Below are 17,894 nucleotides of genomic sequence, written 5' to 3' on the forward strand. Positions count from 1 at the left end.
GCATGCCGGAGTCGTCCCACTCCACCGATACAGCCCACAGAACCCAACAAGACACCGTGCCATCGGGTGGCGATCGCAACGAGTTTGGTCATGAGATTACGTTTGGGGAAGCGGTGCGCGTCTGGCTAAGGATTGCAATGCTGAGTTTCGGCGGTCCTGCCGGCCAAATCGCCGTCATGCATCGTATTCTGGTGGATGAAAAGCGATGGGTCAGCGAAAGCCGGTTTCTGCACGCCCTGAACTACTGCATGGTACTGCCCGGGCCGGAAGCCCAACAACTGGCTACTTATATCGGCTGGCTGCTGCATGGCGTCAAGGGTGGGCTCGTGGCCGGCGGACTGTTTGTGTTGCCGGGTTTTTTGAGCATCCTGGTGTTGAGCGTGCTTTATGCGGGCTTTCAGGATGCAACCCTGGTGCAGGCGCTTTTCTTCGGGATTAAAGCGGCGGTGTTGGCGATCGTGATTCAGGCCGTCATCCGGATCGGTAAGCGAGCGCTCAAGAATGCCTATATGTACATATTGGCCGCTGTTGCTTTCATTGCCATCTTCCTGTTCGCAGTTCCGTTCCCGGTAGTGATCCTGACGGCTGCTGTTATCGGCCTGCTGGGGCGGCATGTGGACCCGGAACGATTTGTAGTCATCAAGGGACATGACACGCCCGAAGATGGAGAACGGGCGATCGACGCCATGATGGATGGCGGTGTCGCCCATCATACCAAGGCAACGCGCAAGCGGGCGCTCAAGGTACTCGCGGTCTGGCTGCCGCTGTGGTTCACACCGCTAGTTCTGTTGGCTGTATCGTTGGGCTTTGACGATGCCTTCACCCAGATAGGGTTCTTCTTCAGCAAGCTGGCCGTCCTCACCTTTGGTGGTGCCTATTCGGTATTGGCTTATATGGCACAGGAGGCCGTGCAGAATTACGGCTGGCTTGCGCCAGGGGAAATGCTGGATGGCCTGGGCATGGCGGAAACCACGCCCGGCCCCTTGATTCAGGTAGTACAGTTCGTGGGCTTCATGGGCGCTTTCCGCGACGCAGGCCCCCTCGATCCCTTTACAGCGGGTATTCTTGCCTCGGTTCTGGCGACCTGGGTGACCTTTGTTCCGTGCTTTCTGTGGATATTCCTGGGCGCGCCCTACGTCGAAAAGCTGCGCGGGAATCAGGCAGTGAGCGCGGCGCTGTCGGCGGTAACCGCCGCCGTCGTGGGCGTCATGCTGAACCTGGCTATCTGGTTTGCGGTGCATGTCGCTTTCGCCGAAGTGGATACGGTTCGGACCTTTGGCATGCAGTTGCTGGTGCCAACATGGGGCAGTATCCAGATTGCCAGTGTGGTGCTGGCACTGGGCGCCTTTATTGCCATGTTACGCTTCAAGGTGGGCATGTTGCCGGTGATCTTAGTCAGTTCGCTACTGGGCATCGCTTATTACCTGTTGTTCGGAGGCACGCCGAGCCTGTGAGCAGCGTGTCAGGCCTCTTTTTAGGAATGTCCACAGTAACGGGGTAGAACCCATTAAGCGCAGGCGCGACGAAGCCCATTTCATTGCGCCTTCGGTTCCATTCCATGGGCGCGCATACTGCAAGCGCTATTCGTCTTACTCGAATGTCCGCTTTGCAGGCAGTCCGGCCAGAACAAGAAGCGCCATTGAAGCCCAGTGGATAGCCGTTGCCAGCCCGCCTGCAGCCAGAAAACCGGTGACCTGTCTGCCGACGGTTTGATTAAACGGCGAAATAAAAACCTTTGATCTCACAATCAATTGAATCCTAAAAAAGGTGCACTAAACATCGCATGCGGTTTGACAATAGGGGCATGTTAGCGACGGCGCTGTCAGGGCGGGGTGATGATAAAGTCAAGGAATTGTCAAAGCCGGGGGAAACCAGTATAGGGACTATGGCCTGGTTCGAGTCCGACTGGATTGTGGCCTGCAATGAGCCATGCTTTCAGGGATGCGATCCCTCTCGTTGAGTTCGTCGTCCGAACGAATCTGGACTCTATCCCTATGCAAAATTCTATTGCAGAGTCAGCGGCGTGAAGGCCGAGGACCGAGTCGCCCGGACCCGGTTGCCTTCGGGAATCTCGATACTTGGCTTCGTAAGCCTGTTGATAGACGTCTCGTCCGAGATGATTCGCAGCCTGCGTCTGAGTGCAGAAGCCGATGAGCTGACCAACTTACTGGCGGAGGCAGAAGCCAACGAGATGTCCTACCTGAGCTTCGCGGACCGACTTGCCGAACACGAACTGATCTAGCGCCGGGACAAGCGCATCAGCAGAAACCGGAAGATGGCCGCGTTCCCTGCCGAGAAGCGCCTGGAGGGCTTCGACTACCGGCACCAGACCACCATTACCAAACGTCAGGTGAATGCCTTGTTGGACTTCCAGTTGATCAACAGCCTGTACGAATACCGGTCGATCATCCTGACCACTAACAAGGACTTCACCAGCTGGGGCGAGTTCTTCCACGACGACAACGTGGCGGTGCCGAGCATTGACCGGGTCATCCACCACTCACACATCTTTATGCTGGGAGGAGACAGCTATCGGCTGAAGCAGAAAGCGACAAGTCAGACTATGAAAGGAGGTCAATTCTATTGGCCAAAGGTGGGTCAAAATAAATGGCCATTGACACCTACCTGAAGGATGTTCTGCCCCGGCTGCCGACACAGGAAAACAACGCCATCGATGAGCTATTGCCCCACAATGGGAGTTGGCTGTTATCAACAAAGAGCGATGACCTTCCTATCTGTTTTATAAGGCACTATAGGTGGCCTGATAATATCCAGACCCCTACCGCGATTAGCGTAAGCCCGCCAAATATTTCCGCTCGGTGTCCCAAAACAGAGCCCACAACTCGACCAAGCATGACTCCCAATGTCACCATGACAGTCGTGGCCAAACCAATGAGTGCCGCCGCTAACCAGATATTTACATCGATAAATGCCAATCCAACGCCGACTGCCATAGCATCAATACTCGTGCCGATTGCAGTCAGAGCAGTCTTGAAGAATGACTGTCTAAAGGGCTTTTCGGTTTCTTCTTCACTCGGCTTCAGGCCTTCATGGATCATGTGCAAACCGAGAGCCATCAGCAGGGCAAATGCTATCCAGTGGTCCCAGGCCTCTACGTAGGCCGAAGCCGACCGACCAATTAGCCAGCCAATCAGAGGGGTTATTGCTTCGATCGACCCGAAAATCAGTCCGATTCTTAGAGCTTCTGGAAGGCGGGGCCGGTTGAGGCTTGCCCCTTTGCCGATCGCAGCGGCAAAGGCGTCTGTGGACATGGCAAGAGCAAGCAAAAGAAGGGCAATTGGGTTCATGAATGCTGGTTCCGGTCGGGCATATTGAGTCCACGATATAGCCACACGCCCGACCTCAGGCATGGATATATCGATGGTCTCGCCAACCGAGAGGTGTTCGTACCATGGCATGTGGCCAATTGTGTTGACACGAACTCTTCCGTCTATCGAAAGCAGGCTACTCCCCAACGATGCGCAACTTTAGCAATCATTCTTAGCGATCACAAATAGGGGTTCGACTTTACCCGTAGCACCCTCACCCTGGGGTACACCCTGACCGTGCATCGCAGATTCCACGTGCGCTACCCGAAGAACGAGTTCCCTGTCGGCTAAGCTCGACAGGGAAAAAAGTCGGATCGTAATCCCAAAGACCTCACATCCATCCTTTGCGTTTGAAATACCAATACGGAGCAATACCGGCAGCGATCATCAAACCAATCGCCCATGGGTAACCGAGTAGCCATTTCAGTTCAGGCATATGCTCAAAGTTCATACCGTAGATGCTCGCAATCAGGGTCGGGGGAAGGAACACAACAGCGGCAATGGAAAAAATCTTGATGATCTTGTTCTGTTCGATGTTGATGAACCCCTGGGTCGAGTCCATCAGGAAATTGATTTTGTCGAACAGAAAGGTGGTATGTGACATGAGCGTCTCAATGTCGCGCATCATTTCCCTCAGCGTTTTGATCTGCTCCGACCTGGTCCGCAAATGTCGCAACAGGAATGATATGTCACGTTGCGTGTCCATAAGGCACAGGCGGACTTTTCCGTTGCTGTCTTCCAGCCGTGCCAGTTGACTGATCGCGTCTTCCAGTTCCGCCTCTTCATCCTCCAGTACGAGATAACTGACCTTCTCCAATTGCCGGTGGAGATCCTCCAGGGTGTCTGCGTGATTTTCAATCTTCTGTTCCAGAAGAGTTACCAGAAGATCCTCTGGAGACTGCGCCTCCACTTGACCTCGTCGGGCACGCATTCGCAATAGTCGAAAATCGGCCGGATCACCCTCCCGAATCGTAATCAGTCGCTCCTTTTGAAGGATGCAGGCAACATTAACCGTGGTATGCCGACCTCCGGTTGGTGCCAAAAACAGAAAGTGGATGTGCATTCCTGCCTGGTCAACAAAGCAGCGTGCAGAGGCTTCTATTTCCTCTAATTCATCAGATTCCGGCAGATCGGTATGCAGCATCCCCTGGAGCAGCGCTCTTTCCTCTTCATTGGGCTCCTGCGCATCGATCCAGTCTGCCTCCTTCAGACAATCCCCAAGTTCGCCCTCAGGGCATTTGGTTTCCTGAATCCGGCCGGCCTGTATTTTGAAGAATCGGAGCATCACTGAACCTCTATGTTTTTCATCGAGCGCCAAGCACTCGTGGTCTTTTCAACGAATTGTTCACCGCTTTCCCTGAGAAACAAGGCGGCAATACCGGCTTGATTCGCAATAGTGAGACCCTCTTCATCGCCCAGACACAGCAAGGCCGTTGACCAGGCATCGGCCAAGGTGGGGTCTTGGTCAAGCACAGTGACCGATACCGTCTTGTGCGTAATGGGCTTGCCTGTTCGGGCGTCCAGCACGTGACTGTAACGGGTGCCCTGGTCATCAAAGTAATGTCGGTAGGTACCGGATGTCATGACAGATACGGGTTCGTCCTGACCGATCGTCAAGACCTTTTGAACAGCGCGACCACCGGGCAAAGGCCTCTCTATGGCGATACGCCAGAATGAGCCGTCCGGCTTGTGACCACGGGTTTTCAATTCACCGCCAATTTCCACCAGATAGTTTTTGATGCCTGCGGCTTCCATGACGCTGGCGACCCGGTCAACGCTGTAGCCTTGCGCAATCGAAGAAAGGTCGATCTCAGCTTCTGGGGCGTTTTTTTGCAGCTTGGTTAAAGTAGGCACTGACACCAGGCCGAACCCAGTGAGCTTCCGGACCTGCTCTAACTCTGCCGAGCCGGGCAGTGACACAGACTCCCCGCTGAACCCCCACAAATCAAACAGTGGCTTGATGGTCAGGTCATAGCACCCTTGGCTAGCCCTGCTGACTTCCTTAGCAATCTGCACCAGATCGGCGATCTCGTTTCCGACATCCACGGGCGCGATACTTGCCGACTGGTTGAAACGCTCGATAACACTATCCTGACGGTAATTGGACAGTACCTGGTCAAGCCGGTTAAATTCCGCTTCAATCTTTCTCTGGAGAGCCGTTATATCCAGCCCCTCAGGGTGCCAGACCGTCACATGCCAGGTTGTGCCCTGAGCGGCACCACTCAATTGTTTAACCGGCGTGGGTTCACTGCAACCGTTCAGCAGACCAATGAAGATTGCGAGAACGATAACCCTCACCAGCCAATGCAGGGTTCCGGTGAATGCCGCTTGGCGAAAACACAGGTTGATCATTTCAATGCCCTAATTCAGAAACAGAAAATATATGACGCCAGCCAGGGCCAGCCGATAGGCAACATAAGGCCACATACCGAACCGATTAAGCCACTTCAAGAAAAAATGGATGGCGATTAGAGCCACGACAAAGGAACTGAGCCCCCCGACCAGAAAGGCCCGCCAATAAAACACGCCGTCACTCGTCGCAACTTCCAGTATTTTGGCAGAAGCAGCTAGGCCGGTAATTGGGATAGCCAACAGAAATGAAAAGCGGGAGGCCGCCTGACGGTTCAGGCCCAGCAACAAACCCGCAGTGATCGTTGCACCTGAGCGTGACGTTCCGGGAATCAGTGAAACCGCCTGAGCCATCCCGATCAGTAGGGCATCGGTCCACCTGAGTGACTGGAGCTGCCGATTCTTGTTTGGCCGCCAGTCTGCCCAGCCAAGTAGAACACCGAATACCAGCGTGGTAAAAAATATAATCCCGATTGAGCGCAACTGATTATCGATCAGATCCAACAGCAACAACCCAGTCAGAGCGGCAGGGATGGTACCAAGAATCAGATAGGTCGCCAGCAGACCTTGCCCGATAAAGCGCCGCGCGGCCAATGATGCAATGCCATCTCTCACCAGATCTCTGACATCCCGATGGAAATAAAGCATAACGGCAAGCAAGGTGCCCAAATGGACCGCAAGATCAAACGCTACGCCCTGATCCGTCCAGCCGGTAAACGCTGGCACCAGAATCAGATGGGCGGAGCTGGAAATGGGGAGGAACTCGGTGATGCCCTGGATAATGCCCAGCCACAGGGCCTGAAGAAAGTCCATCTGTCATCCTGTAGTGAAGAAGTAATGCGACTGCGCATGTCGGGAAATGGCGGAACATTGTGCTATTTATCAGAACAACCTTCTACCTCTTGCTCTCAAGACGTTGACTCCATTCGATGAAATTAGATACCCCACCGTTCATCTGTGAAAAGTCCGAGCATGGATCAGTCATTTACGATAAGCATTTTATGGTGTCACTACCAAAGTCTTCGGACTCGGGTCTGAACGTCCGCTTTGCGACCGAAGCACCTAAACAAAAGCGGACATTCGTGATCTAGGCACCACTGGTCAACTGGTCATCATTGGGATCATCCTGATTGGTCGCTTTGGGTCTCTCACTTTGGGCCACACCCTAAGAGGGGGGCGCAAAACCTATACCCGTTAAGCGAAAACCGGATTCCCCGTTGGTTGAACTTCAACTTTCGAACCAATTATGTGCCCGACTTCATAGACCGGCCGATGCTCACTGGATTGCTAGGCACCGGGCGGAAAGTTAACGATGAGATTAGTCACATCAACTGACTCAAGCCCAACCCAGAGCACAAACACACCATACATCGCCAGCAGGCTCCAGGATTCTTTGCGGCTTAGAACCATGTCCGTCCGCATCATCAGGAACAGCACCAGCGTCGCAAAGGTCAGAACGGCCATCATCGGGGCCGCGACGGAGTAATTGATGACCGCAGTTCCGGCGATTAGAACCCCAATTGGAATACAGCAGAGCAAATCAAAAATATTGCTACCCAGCACATTGGCAGTGCTGGTAATGCCTCTGCCATGGCGGGCAGCGCGCACCGACACAAAGGCATCCGGAATCGAGGTTCCTGCGGCGACGATGGTGATACCCCAGAGGAAACTTGGGGTACCCAGAATATCGCCAAAGTTGACGGCCGCCCGAACCAGTCCTTCAACACCTGCAAGGATCAGTACCAGCCCTCCGGCCAGCCGCCCCCACTCTTTTGCGGGCTGAATGTGGGAAACGTCTTCATCGGGCTGGTAGTCCATGGTGTCCTGATACTGTACAAAGACGTAAATCCCATAAAGGACGAGCGGCATGATAGCCAGCCAACGGGTGAGTTCTCCACGAAGAACGCCTTCTTCGGCTTGAGCCGGATTGTAAATCACCGCAAAGGAAAACATCAGCAGCAAGGCGGCGACGGCAATCATGTAGAACTGCGCTTCTTTATAAACTAGGTCCCGGTTTGTCATTAACTGATCTTTAGCAACCAGTCCGCATAAAGCAGGTATGACCATGATATTAAACAGAGCTGACCCAACGATGGCTGCAACGCCCAACTCGAATTCCCCATGTACCAGGGTGGACACCACGACCGTTGCCAGCTCCGGAAAACTGGAACCAATAGCCACAACGATCGCACCCTGGACGATCTCCGGCAGCCGGTAATAAAGAGACAGGCGTTCGCTTGCGGATTCAAGCAGGCCACTGCCTTTCCAAACGATCCCTGTACCAACTACAGCGACAACGCTCCAAACTAGCAGTTGAAGAATATGTCCTCCCAATAGCTGGCCCTGAAGGCCAGTGTCAGGTTCATTGGTAGCGCTCCGGCTCTGGGAAACGTGTCCTCCCGGAACGCGAATTCACTTGCTCTATGTTAACCGGTGATCCTTCCTCGTCCAGGTCCACTATACCAATACCGGCATGGTTCCAGAGCCTCTCTCCTGCTTCGCGACCTTCGGGCATTCTAGGTGTCACGCGCATACGCCGTCGTTTGGTAAACCAATTGAGTGGTGACCAGGGTGCATAGAGCCAGCGATTTATCCGGTCCAGCCATTCCAGAAGCGTATGTGGAAACTCATTCTTGATGCCACTGCTGGTGATCTGCCATATCCTGGGCTGGCCGGGCCGATGACGAAGGCGCACATCATAAGCAAAGGAATAGTGAACATCTCCGGAAAGTATGACGAAGTTTTCAGGGGTACGTGAATGCCGGAAGATGTTCAGGAGTACGTTGGCGGCACCGCGGTGGGCCATCCAGTTTTCGGCATCCACCACCAAAGGTTTGCCAAAGAAGGTAAACACCTTCTGGATTGTTTCAATCAATTTCACCCCGAACATGGGTGCCGGAGAAACCACGATCACTGCTTTCTGCTCGATGATTTCCTGTTGGAACTCGGTCAACGCTTCCCAATCCATCAGCCCTGAAGGGCGGGCCCGATTAAGCTCGCTCCGCCAGCGGCGGGTGCGGGAATCCAACACCACAATTCTGGGCGATGTCGCCAGCGTGTAATGCCAGTGCTCAAACTGCAAAAGATCATCAATTAACGCATCCTGTCGGGAGGGGCAATACACACCCTCCTGCCCGGCCGATTCCGACAACGCCTGAATGGATGGCAAGATGTCATCGAAGGCGTCAGGGTTATTGCCCCACCCCTGGCACAGCAGATAGGCAACCAGGGCATTACCCACAATGCGCCGGGCGAACGGATGTTCGTAGGTTGTGGCCTCCCACTGTGCAGACAGGTTCCAGTCATCCGTGATGTCATGATCATCGAAAATCATATAGTTCGGGACATAGGCGAGCGCTCGTGAAGCGCGGGGTAAGCCGCGCACAAAGTCGTCAATCGCGACCTGCTCCTCCCGGTAGGCGTTTGTATCCTTCCCATTCAGTGCCGGTTGTTCCATCTCAATCAGACGCCAGCACACCGGCGACCAGACCAGCAGGTACATGGCCATGACTTCGCTCAGGGAAATCAAATGGTTGTGCGCATTGGCGGTGGTGAACACTGGCTTCCTGACACCTCCGAAGAACCTCTCTATCAGGGCCTCATTGCTCCGGATATCCGGCAGCAACTTCTCACGCCGAAAATAGGTATCCGGATTATCCCGCAACTCTTTGCTGTCACTGACCACACTGCCGGCCAGCATTTCGTCGTAAAGACCCAGACGGTCAATCAGCTCATGAATGGCCCGAAGCATGGGGCCGGCGACATCGTCGGCATAGATCTGGTCACCGGTCATCAGCATAAGCGCCGGGCGCTTTTCACTATCCTCCTGGGCCTGTTGAAGTAACTGGTCAACACGCACCAATCCGTCGGACGAAGAGGAATGGGGCCGGCGGCAAGAGCCATGAATGAGCCGATCAACCCGGTCCTTGATCATAAAGTCAGGCCGCTCCTTTCCCGGCATACAGAGATGGGGTGCCCAGTCCCTTATCCAGGCCTCATTATCGCTTCCCGGACCGCTGAACTCCGAACCAGACACTCCGAGGTCGTATTCAATCCGTGTATTCAATGGCAAGGTATCTTCGAGTCCAAGATCAATTAGGTACAGGTAGGCCGAGATACCGACACGAACGCGGGTAACGTCCTTTTCTGTGAGCACCCGATCAATAAGCGGCTCAGTTGAAGACTCCTGGTTAAGCCGCATCCTTATCGTCAGCGGCGATGACCCCACCAGCCAAAGCACTAATCTTTTGCGCGTGGTGTGCCTGAGAATTGGCCCCGCCAATACTGGTGGCAAAGACAACGAAGTCCGCTCACTCATTGATTTCTCCCAGCGCCCCCTGAAGACTTAGCACTTGCACCAGTTCTCTCAGTTATCTCCAGCGTTTCCAAAATGACCACCAAATCCTTTACCCTTTATTGAAATCTTCTCAATACATCCTGTGAGTATGGGATAAGGAGACCGATATGGCCGAAAAGCCACTCGATATTCAGCGCCTTGAACGCTACAACAGCAAGCAGACTGAGTACACCCTCGCCATTATCACGGACGAGGATCACGCATCCCAGGTGGAACTTGAAGATGGCCAAACAGCCTGGAAATCCACCCTGCGTTTCGACAAGCTCTATCGCGAAATCGATCCAGACACCGGCAAGGCCTTCTACAGGCTGGAAGAAATCCCCGAAGAACAAGGGGGCGAACATCATCTGATCAGCCTGATTGCCGAAGGGGGCCGCGGCGCGGAATTTTCCGAACTCGTTCAGTTTGGCGAACGGCTGATCACCTTCGATGACCGCACGGGGTTGGTGTGCGAAATCCGCAACAAAAATCAGCTTGTACCCCGCCATATCCTGATGACAGGCAGTGGAGACGAAAAATTCAAGGGATTCAAAAGCGAATGGGCGACCCTGAAAGGCGAGCAGATGATCGTGGGCAGCCACGGAAAGAACGCAGAAGAAGAATGGATTAAGGTTCTGAACCGAAACTACAGCCTGGAAAGTATGAACTGGCACAACAACTATCAGCGTATTCGGGATGCCCTGAATGTGGGCGATCAGGGTTACGTGACCCATGAAGCTGCAGAATGGCACCCGTATCGCAACTGCTGGCTGTTTTTTCCGCGCAAAATCTCCCGAACCCCATTCGAAGAAACGGTTGATGAGAAGGAACGCGGTGGCAATACGCTTATTATTGCAAACCCGGACTTTACTGACATCAAAACAGTGGAGATTGGCCATAGAAGGCCTGAGCGTGGCGTATCCTCATTCAAGCTGATTCCCGGTCGTACCGACGAATGTATTGGTCTCAAGAGCGTGGAAATCGGAGACCGTACTGAAACCTATCTGTTCTGTTTCGATCTTGAGGGTAACGTGTTGCAGGACGATACATTAATAGGGCGCTATAAATGTGAAGGGGTAGAGATTCTCTGAAACCTGCCAACAGAGGTGTTTTGTGCGATTGGAATAAGGGCAGGAAAATATTTCCTCACAATTAAGGGCTATTCATAGCATTTTTAATTGCGGAGTCCGTTAGTTAGGGTTGTGGTTAGAAGCAATAGATGTAGTGAATAAAACACTACACAAATCCATACCACCCGAGATCAAAAAGGAGATCGGAATATGAAACGCACAACCCTGTCTCTCGCAATCGCTTCAACTCTGACGCTAGCTCCGGCCGCCACTCTGGCCTCAGAGAACCCGTATTTTGCTGCCGATGGCTCATGGATCACCCTGAGCGGGAAGGTGACGAGTACCACCGCAGACACGTTCACGCTGGATTATGGCGAGGGCCTGGTCACAGTGGAAATGGACGACTGGGACTGGTTCGAAGAAAGCGGTGTAACCTTGCCGGGTGACAAAGTCACGGTGTACGGCGAAGTCGACGATGACACCTTTGAAACCGCCAAGATCGAGGCTAGCAGCGTCTATGTAGATAGCCTTGGCACCTACTTCTATGCCAGCGCGGCCGATGAAGAGAGCGTAACGGACTTTGATGTTGCTCCGACAGTCGACCTTGGCCAGCTTGTTCTGACGGGAACGGTGACGAACGTCGACGGCACGGAGTTCACCATTGACTCCGGAGACCAGAAAATGACGGTTGATACGACGCTTATGGCCTACAATCCCATGGATGACGAGGGCTATCAGCAGATTCAGCAAGGCGACCAAGTCACTGTTACGGGAGACATGGACGTCGATACTTTCGAAAACTCTGAGCTGATGGCGGACACTATCGTTACGCTCGACGATGACAGTAGCTCATAAAAGCGTCTGCGCCACCAGCCCCGCCTTTGGCGGGGCTTTTCCCAATCGTTCATTCCAGCAGACGCGGATTGAAACTTCACCGCGCACCAATCCGGACGCGAACCAAACTAATGTCCTTGCCGTGCCACGGCTACCCCCGGGAGAGTGAGTACCCGCTTTAAGGCCCGCCGCAGCCATAGTATTCTCTGGCAGCACGTAAGTCCCAAACCTGGCTCCAACAGGAACTTTCTTTCATGCGTTATTGGCTTGTGGTTAATGAAATGTCTGCTGGAGGCAAATCGGAATCTGAGGCGTGGCGACAACGCCTTGCCCAGGCCGGCGTCGAGCCAGTACTGACTCGTAATATCGATGATAGCTGGTGGGTAGAAGAAATCGAATCGGGAGACTGCATCCTTGCTGCCGGAGGAGATGGTTCAGTGCATCTCGCTGCAGGTATCTGCATAGAGCGGAATGCGGTTTTGGGAGTCCTTCCCTCTGGCACTGCCAATGATTTTGCCAGGAACTTGGGGCTACCCAGAGATCCAGAGGCTCTGTGCCAGCTGATCGCGCGTAATAAATGGCGCTGGCTTGATGTGGCCCGTTACGACAGGGGGCTGTTCCTGAATGTCGCCCATGTGGGGCTGGGAACTGCGGCCGTGAGGGGAAGTGGGCCGAAGCAAAAGGCCCGGTGGGGCCGTTTTGTGTACGCTCTTACGATCCTGCGCGGGCTGCGGGAGCATCGAGGCTTTCACGCCACTGTCACGGCAGATACGGGCGAAGTGGATGGCAGATGGCTCTCGTTGGCCGTTGCCACGGGCGCATATTACGGTGGTGGCCACCCGATCCCGGCTGCAAGTGCTGATGACGGTCAACTTGATATCATCGCAGTGCGACCACGGTCCTTTTTACGGCTGTTTGCCACCTTTATATTTATGCGGTTGCGGGACCGATCACCTGACCAGACGTCGACATTTGTTCACCTCAAGGCCCGACAGTGTAAGATCAGCACCCACACACCCCGTACGGTGACCGCCGACGGCGAAGTGGTCGCCAATACTCCGCTGGAAGTGCGCTGTGATCCGGGCTCCCTCGCCGTAATCTGCGAAAAGATAGTCCACACCTGAGCGAAAAAGCTGGCTATATTCTCTGATCTTGCTGACTGGCCTGCTGCTGACTACCTAGGACTAGGGCGATGTCTGAAAGCACTGGACTTACCCCGATACGCACATGACACACAAGACCCTCAAAGCGAGCGATTGGAGCTTGGATCTGAATGTTCGCTTTGCGACCCAAGCGTGCGCATTTTGCCGAGTAGATCGCCCGGTAGACCGCTGGCGGACAGGAACCTGTCGCCAGATCTCGGTCCTCGCTTTGGTTAGTCAGCTCTGAATGACACAGCATTATCGTTGGCTTTTATGCGAGCAGTCGATTTCCCTCAGGTTCATTCGGACCGAAGGGGCGAGAGATTTGGCTTCATTACCAACGGGATCGATGTCTTTATCCATTTCATGATTCCATCGAATTTGAAACCTATATCACCCCTGTGAACGTAGGCACTGATAGTGCCTTTTCGTAACCGTCCGGTAAACCCATCTTGAGCCAGGCGCTGCGGCCGTCAGGATAGTGTCCACTTATTTTTAAGTGGACACTTAATATGACCAACATAAGCGTAACCAAGCCCTACCAAAAACGTCGTCGTTACTCTAAAGAGCTGAAGGCTCGTATCGTCGCCGAATGCCTGAAGCCCGGAGCGTCTGTTTCCCGGATTTCGCTGGATAACGGTCGCCACGCCCGCGGCTAGCGTTCAAACAGCAGGTCGGTACGGATGATGTATTTAGTGCCCGAAGTGATCTCCGCTGAACTGTGCAAGCAGTGCAGGGGGTGATGGCCGTGGGGAAAGCACAGAACGCCGCCGGCCGGCGTTCGTACATCGATCTCGCGTACGTTGTCGCTTCGCCTTGCCGGTTTGGTAGGGTCATCTGCATCGACGAGAAAGCGGGTTTCACCACCCTCGAAGTCGTCGCTGAGCAAAATCAGGAACGTCATCTGGCTGAACCGGTCCGGGAAGGCATCCGCAATCAGTCGGTCGTCCACAACTCTGGAGCCGGGCCAGGCACCGTCGATGTGAAACTTGAAGAAATCTCCTTCACGGTAACGATAAAAACGGAAGCGCCGATTGATGCCCAGAGGCTGCTTGTTGCTGAAGAGGTCCAGGTTGTCGGCCACGGCATCGCGCACCCGCTGCCAGATCAGGCGATCGGTCGCTTCATCCACAACCCAAGTCACGTTGTCGTTGTGTCGAACTTCACGAGGCAGTGAGACCGCCGCGTCTTTCAAGTAACCCAGGTTTTCGGTCAGTTCGATGAGGCGGTCACACTCTTCGCGACTAAAGACATTGAGCAACTGATAGGCACCGGGCACTTCCGGAATTTCCCGCCGTGACACCGCCGAGGTCTCACGGCTCTCGTCCAGTTCCGCTGGGTTCGGCACGCTATTTGCCCAAGTCGGTAGCGACGGGTTTTCTGCGCCCGGCTCGCGGGCAACGACGAAAAATGATTCCTGATGCTGTTTCATAGTCACCTCTTAAAAGTTCATGACCCGTACTTGAGCGAATTGGCGATGGCCTGCGGCCGAGCCATGAAAGCCAAAGCCACTCTGTTTGGCGCCAATCCAGGGGCTGCCGCCGGCCCCGCCATTGACTGACACCATGCCGGCCTCCAGCTGGTCAGCTACGGCTGCGGCGCCCCGGCCGCCAAAGACCACCGCTCCCAGGCCGTAGATGGAGTCGTTGGCACGGGCGATGGCGTCTTCGATGGCATCAAATTCAGCCATGGCAACGACCGGTCCAAAGGTCTCTTCGCGTTCAAGGAGCATGTCGGGGGTCATGCCATCGACAACCGTGGGTTGAATAAATGGCGCTGGGTAGTCGGCCTTGCCGAGCAGAAAGCGTGCGCCTTTTGTCTCCGCATCCTTGAGATGTCCCAGCACAAGCTGATGCTGGGTAGTGTTGGCGATCGGGCCTATGTTGACGCCCTGTTGATCCCATGGGCCGACCTGGTAAGCCGATGCAGCCGCTACCACCTGGCGTTTGAATTCCTCGGCAACGGTACGGTCGACATACACTCGCTCGGTTGACGTGCACATTTGCCCGGCATTCTCGAACGAGCTGGCAACGGCAAATCGCGCAGCAGCCGACAGATTGGCGTCTTTCATGACAATCAGGGGATCATTACCACCGAGTTCCATGACCAGGCGTTTAACGCCTTCGGCAGCGTCCGCCATGATGCTGCGACCGGTGGCCATCGACCCGGTAAAGGCGATCATATTGATGTCAGATTTCACCAGCGCCTGACCGACGTCTCCGTGGCCGTGGGCAATTTGAATCAGATGCTCGGGCAGATGGTGCTGTAGTGCGCGAACGAACAGATCTGCAACCAGCGGCGTGTGTTCTGAGGGTTTCAGAATGACGCTGTTGCCCGCCATCAGGGCAGGGAGCAGCAAGTTGTTGGCCATGGCCAGTGGATAGTTCCAGGGTGAAATGACGGCAACAACCCCAAGCGGCCGATACTGGATACGGCTGCGGCCTTCGCCTTGTTCGGTTTGCAGGGCAGCGGCGGCCTCCTCAATGAAATAGGGGGCATTCGTTACAGTACCGGCGACCTCATAGGTCGCCCGGCGTGCGTCCTTACCCATTTCCAGGCTGATCAGTCGGGCGAGTTGATTCTGGGCAGACGCCAGCGCATGGTAAGCATCCCTCAGGCGGGTTGCACGCTCTTCTAGCGATAACCGGCCCCAGTTCGCCTGCGCGATCCGACTCCGGCCCACAATTTCTGTCAGCTCGGACCGGGAGGTGATTGGCACCTGTCCGACCGGCTCCTGATTCAACGGATTCAATGACACAAGAAATTCGCTCATGGCTTCCTCAACTAAAGGCGATGACTCGCACTTCCAGGCTGTTTCTGTTGCGGGCGTTGTCCGGTGTGTTCACGGGGTCGGCCGCGGTGTGTGGGGTGCCAAATATGCCCTCGGGGTAACGTGAATCGAAGACTTTCAGCAGCAGGGCCTCGCCGGGTTCCATGTCTGACAGGTAGTACCAGCGATGATCCGGGTTGTAGGAGATCCCGGCTATCTCACCGATGCGATCGGGGTACACCAGTTTGATGCGATGAAAGTCATCCGCAGCCACGGTGTTGATGTCCAGAACAGCCAATGGGGATTCCTCGACACGGTGGCCGACAGGCATCCACAGGTTCACCAACCGGTAGGGGCGGTCGCGAAGCTCTGGTCGTTGTTCGGTCTCTTCCAGCATGCGGTGGAGCGCAGACTTCTCGGTGTAGTCGTTGTGAACAGTCTTCACTGGCGCCCGGTTATGGATGGTTTGGTCCTGACGACTGGTTGACCGATAAGTGTGATCAAAGATCAGCACTTCGCTGGCCTTGAGTCGGTCACGGAGGTACTCGATCACCTGCGGATACAAATGTTCGCGAATGGCGTCGTCATTCTGGTAGTCGTCAAAATCAAAGGCGACCCGGACCGCCTCGAAGCCCTGGTCGTCCAGGTTGAAGTCGTTGGCTTGGTTGCGAATGTCTGTGACGTCAATGTGTCGGGTGTCGACGGATTGAGTGAGCTCGGAGGCACCTGGACCCTTGTATCGCTGGTCGTACTCCAGGTCGCCAACGGGCTGGACGTAGTTGATGCTGAACATGGCTCCTCCTCGCGGGTAGGGTTGCTGGATTCTTGGTTTGCCAGCTTAGGGAGTAGCCGATAGGATTTGAAACAAGGATTTGATGTAAGAGGTACAAGTGAACGCTTTAAACCGGGTAGACCTTAAACAGTTACGAACGCTTCAGTGCCTGCTTCGCGAAGGCAACCTGTCCCGTGTGGCGGATCAACTCGGGGTGACCCAGCAGGCGGTCAGTGACCAGCTGAAAAAGCTCCGCGCCACCTTCAATGATCGCCTGTTTATCCGCAGCGGCAATGGCGTTACTCCGACGGCGTATGCCCGAACGTTGGGGCCGAAGCTGGATCTCATCCTGAATGCCGTTGGCGAGTTGCTGGAGCAGGATGAGTTCAATCCCGCAACAACGACGCGGACCATTACCATCAGCTCCACCGATCTGGAGCAGAAAACCATCCTGCCTTTTCTGATGCAGCGCCTGAGAAGGGAAGCGCCGGGTCTGAGGCTGGCGGTGAAAAAACTTGAGCTGGATGAGATGGCAAATGACCTGCTTGATGGCACCGTGGATCTGGTGTTGACCAATCCGAAGTTTGCGCCACCGAGTTATCCGTCGTTAACCCTGTATTCGGAGCGCTATGTCTGTGTGGCAGGGAAGGCCAATGAGGCAGTTCGCAGCACTATGTCGGTTGCCGAGATCGCTGACATGCCCCAGGTAGTGGTGTCGCCTTCGCGGGGAGACTTTACCGGTGCCGTCCATCGCTGGTTTGAAGACCAGGGGCACCCACGGCAAGCCATGCTCTCGGTACCAACTTTCACGGCGGCCAAAGCAACGATTTCTGAGACTGACCTTGTCGGCTTCATCCCGTCGCGATTGCTGCCCGACGACTCGTTGCGGCCGATTGAGCTGAATGCCGAGATCCCCGGATTCGACGTGATCGCCGTGTGGCACCAGCGCTCATCGCAGGACCCTCTGAATATTTGGATTAGGGATTTACTGGTTCAGGTTTCACGCTGATCTGGAGTAGCGCGATCTCCTGAACTCGAAGTCCGAGCTTGAAGCTGATCTAAATCAGCGCCGTATTCTTTTCCGGGTAACGATGCTCTTTAATCTCACCCAAGAGGTGGGCGAACTGTTCGGGCGTGAGCACGCGCGCCTGGCCGGTCACCCTAGCCCGGATTTCTCATGAGGGGATAAAAGAAAGCGGCTGAAAGTGCTATAGTTTCAGGACCTTACACCGTTCACCAAGCACCAACAGCCGCTATCCAAAATGGTACCTGAAAAACTGACCTTCTCGCCA

The 17,894-nt window shown here is 54.7% G+C and carries 17 protein-coding genes and 1 riboswitch; of the genes, 8 read left to right on the forward strand and 9 right to left on the reverse strand.

Going from position 1 to position 17,894, the window contains the following annotated elements; genetic code table 11:
* Nucleotides 1–2: 2 nt before the first annotated feature.
* The 3 genes from chrA (at nucleotide 3) to LWH94_RS19465 (ending at nucleotide 2,629) form a co-directional block, all read left to right on the forward strand.
* Nucleotides 3–1,454 (forward strand): chromate efflux transporter, encoded by a 1,452-nt coding sequence (gene chrA, locus LWH94_RS16230; protein WP_232902900.1) that lies wholly within the window; start codon nucleotides 3–5, stop codon nucleotides 1,452–1,454.
* Between the two features lie 569 nt (nucleotides 1,455–2,023).
* Nucleotides 2,024–2,242, forward strand: a complete 219-nt coding sequence (locus LWH94_RS19460; RefSeq protein ID WP_269802635.1) for a hypothetical protein — start codon at nucleotides 2,024–2,026, stop codon at nucleotides 2,240–2,242.
* Nucleotides 2,243–2,275: 33 nt separating this feature from the next.
* Nucleotides 2,276–2,629 (forward strand): ATP-binding protein, encoded by a 354-nt coding sequence (locus tag LWH94_RS19465; RefSeq protein ID WP_269802636.1) that lies wholly within the window; start codon nucleotides 2,276–2,278, stop codon nucleotides 2,627–2,629.
* Nucleotides 2,630–2,750: 121 nt separating this feature from the next.
* Here LWH94_RS19465 and mntP read toward each other — a convergent pair whose 3' ends face one another.
* From mntP to LWH94_RS16265, 6 genes are all read right to left on the reverse strand, one after another.
* Nucleotides 2,751–3,308: a manganese efflux pump MntP gene (gene mntP / locus LWH94_RS16240; protein ID WP_114434716.1), complete on the reverse strand. Its 558-nt coding sequence runs from the start codon at nucleotides 3,306–3,308 to the stop codon at nucleotides 2,751–2,753.
* Between the two features lie 39 nt (nucleotides 3,309–3,347).
* A riboswitch (yybP-ykoY riboswitch) is annotated at nucleotides 3,348–3,486 on the reverse strand.
* Nucleotides 3,487–3,660: 174 nt separating this feature from the next.
* Nucleotides 3,661–4,614 carry a magnesium/cobalt transporter CorA gene (gene corA, locus LWH94_RS16245; protein ID WP_442915004.1) on the reverse strand — a complete coding sequence of 318 codons (954 nt, stop codon included), beginning with the start codon at nucleotides 4,612–4,614 and terminating at the stop codon, nucleotides 3,661–3,663.
* Entirely contained in the window at nucleotides 4,614–5,681 is a 1,068-nt protein-coding gene (locus tag LWH94_RS16250; protein WP_232902902.1) for an FAD:protein FMN transferase, read from the reverse strand. The genes corA and LWH94_RS16250 overlap by 1 nt, the downstream gene beginning before the upstream one ends.
* A 9-nt stretch (nucleotides 5,682–5,690) precedes the next feature.
* Nucleotides 5,691–6,491 carry an undecaprenyl-diphosphate phosphatase gene (locus LWH94_RS16255; protein WP_114434719.1) on the reverse strand — a complete coding sequence of 267 codons (801 nt, stop codon included), beginning with the start codon at nucleotides 6,489–6,491 and terminating at the stop codon, nucleotides 5,691–5,693.
* A gap of 474 nt (nucleotides 6,492–6,965) precedes the next feature.
* Nucleotides 6,966–8,012, reverse strand: a complete 1,047-nt coding sequence (locus tag LWH94_RS16260) for a sodium:calcium antiporter (RefSeq protein ID WP_232902903.1) — start codon at nucleotides 8,010–8,012, stop codon at nucleotides 6,966–6,968.
* Nucleotides 8,013–8,040: 28 nt separating this feature from the next.
* A complete protein-coding gene (locus LWH94_RS16265) occupies nucleotides 8,041–9,996 on the reverse strand; it encodes an alkaline phosphatase D family protein (protein WP_232902904.1) in 1,956 nt (651 codons plus the stop codon).
* A gap of 146 nt (nucleotides 9,997–10,142) precedes the next feature.
* Between LWH94_RS16265 and LWH94_RS16270 the strand changes: the two genes are divergently transcribed.
* The 4 genes from LWH94_RS16270 to LWH94_RS16285 all read left to right on the forward strand — a co-directional run bounded on the left by LWH94_RS16270 (nucleotide 10,143) and on the right by LWH94_RS16285 (nucleotide 13,719).
* The gene (locus LWH94_RS16270; RefSeq protein ID WP_232902905.1) at nucleotides 10,143–11,105 is read left to right on the forward strand and encodes a hypothetical protein; all 963 of its coding nucleotides are present in this window, start codon (nucleotides 10,143–10,145) and stop codon (nucleotides 11,103–11,105) included.
* 189 nt (nucleotides 11,106–11,294) lie between these two features.
* Entirely contained in the window at nucleotides 11,295–11,939 is a 645-nt protein-coding gene (locus LWH94_RS16275; protein WP_232902906.1) for a NirD/YgiW/YdeI family stress tolerance protein, read from the forward strand.
* 233 nt (nucleotides 11,940–12,172) lie between these two features.
* Nucleotides 12,173–13,042, forward strand: a complete 870-nt coding sequence (locus tag LWH94_RS16280; protein ID WP_232902907.1) for a diacylglycerol/lipid kinase family protein — start codon at nucleotides 12,173–12,175, stop codon at nucleotides 13,040–13,042.
* 530 nt (nucleotides 13,043–13,572) lie between these two features.
* Nucleotides 13,573–13,719, forward strand: coding sequence for a transposase (locus LWH94_RS16285; RefSeq protein WP_232902908.1), 147 nt, complete (start codon nucleotides 13,573–13,575; stop codon nucleotides 13,717–13,719).
* Here LWH94_RS16285 and LWH94_RS16290 read toward each other — a convergent pair.
* From LWH94_RS16290 to LWH94_RS16300, 3 genes are read right to left on the reverse strand one after another with little or no spacing between them, the layout of a single operon-like run.
* Nucleotides 13,716–14,492, reverse strand: a complete 777-nt coding sequence (locus LWH94_RS16290; RefSeq protein WP_232902909.1) for a prolyl hydroxylase family protein — start codon at nucleotides 14,490–14,492, stop codon at nucleotides 13,716–13,718. The genes LWH94_RS16285 and LWH94_RS16290 overlap by 4 nt on opposite strands.
* Nucleotides 14,493–14,501: 9 nt before the next feature.
* The gene (locus LWH94_RS16295) at nucleotides 14,502–15,833 is read right to left on the reverse strand and encodes an aldehyde dehydrogenase family protein (RefSeq protein WP_232902910.1); all 1,332 of its coding nucleotides are present in this window, start codon (nucleotides 15,831–15,833) and stop codon (nucleotides 14,502–14,504) included.
* A 7-nt stretch (nucleotides 15,834–15,840) separates the two neighbouring features.
* Entirely contained in the window at nucleotides 15,841–16,623 is a 783-nt protein-coding gene (locus LWH94_RS16300; protein ID WP_054490020.1) for a CmcJ/NvfI family oxidoreductase, read from the reverse strand.
* A gap of 97 nt (nucleotides 16,624–16,720) precedes the next feature.
* Between LWH94_RS16300 and LWH94_RS16305 the strand changes: the two genes are divergently transcribed.
* Entirely contained in the window at nucleotides 16,721–17,611 is an 891-nt protein-coding gene (locus LWH94_RS16305; RefSeq protein ID WP_126811256.1) for a LysR family transcriptional regulator, read from the forward strand.
* The last annotated feature ends 283 nt before the right edge of the window (nucleotides 17,612–17,894 follow it).

The organism is Marinobacter sp. G11 (assembly GCF_021282325.1).
Classification (GTDB): Bacteria; Pseudomonadota; Gammaproteobacteria; order Pseudomonadales; family Oleiphilaceae; genus Marinobacter; species Marinobacter vinifirmus.

Coding starts and splice junctions, on each gene's coding strand:
- chrA (WP_232902900.1), top strand. CDS start 3: ATGCCGGAGTCGTCCCACTCCACCGATACAGCCCACAGAACCCAACAA.
- LWH94_RS19465 (WP_269802636.1), top strand. CDS start 2,276: ATGGCCGCGTTCCCTGCCGAGAAGCGCCTGGAGGGCTTCGACTACCGG.
- mntP (WP_114434716.1), bottom strand. CDS start 3,308: ATGAACCCAATTGCCCTTCTTTTGCTTGCTCTTGCCATGTCCACAGAC.
- corA (WP_442915004.1), bottom strand. CDS start 4,614: ATGCTCCGATTCTTCAAAATACAGGCCGGCCGGATTCAGGAAACCAAA.
- LWH94_RS16250 (WP_232902902.1), bottom strand. CDS start 5,681: ATGATCAACCTGTGTTTTCGCCAAGCGGCATTCACCGGAACCCTGCAT.
- LWH94_RS16255 (WP_114434719.1), bottom strand. CDS start 6,491: ATGGACTTTCTTCAGGCCCTGTGGCTGGGCATTATCCAGGGCATCACC.
- LWH94_RS16265 (WP_232902904.1), bottom strand. CDS start 9,996: ATGAGTGAGCGGACTTCGTTGTCTTTGCCACCAGTATTGGCGGGGCCA.
- LWH94_RS16270 (WP_232902905.1), top strand. CDS start 10,143: ATGGCCGAAAAGCCACTCGATATTCAGCGCCTTGAACGCTACAACAGC.
- LWH94_RS16275 (WP_232902906.1), top strand. CDS start 11,295: ATGAAACGCACAACCCTGTCTCTCGCAATCGCTTCAACTCTGACGCTA.
- LWH94_RS16280 (WP_232902907.1), top strand. CDS start 12,173: ATGCGTTATTGGCTTGTGGTTAATGAAATGTCTGCTGGAGGCAAATCG.
- LWH94_RS16285 (WP_232902908.1), top strand. CDS start 13,573: ATGACCAACATAAGCGTAACCAAGCCCTACCAAAAACGTCGTCGTTAC.
- LWH94_RS16290 (WP_232902909.1), bottom strand. CDS start 14,492: ATGAAACAGCATCAGGAATCATTTTTCGTCGTTGCCCGCGAGCCGGGC.
- LWH94_RS16295 (WP_232902910.1), bottom strand. CDS start 15,833: ATGAGCGAATTTCTTGTGTCATTGAATCCGTTGAATCAGGAGCCGGTC.
- LWH94_RS16300 (WP_054490020.1), bottom strand. CDS start 16,623: ATGTTCAGCATCAACTACGTCCAGCCCGTTGGCGACCTGGAGTACGAC.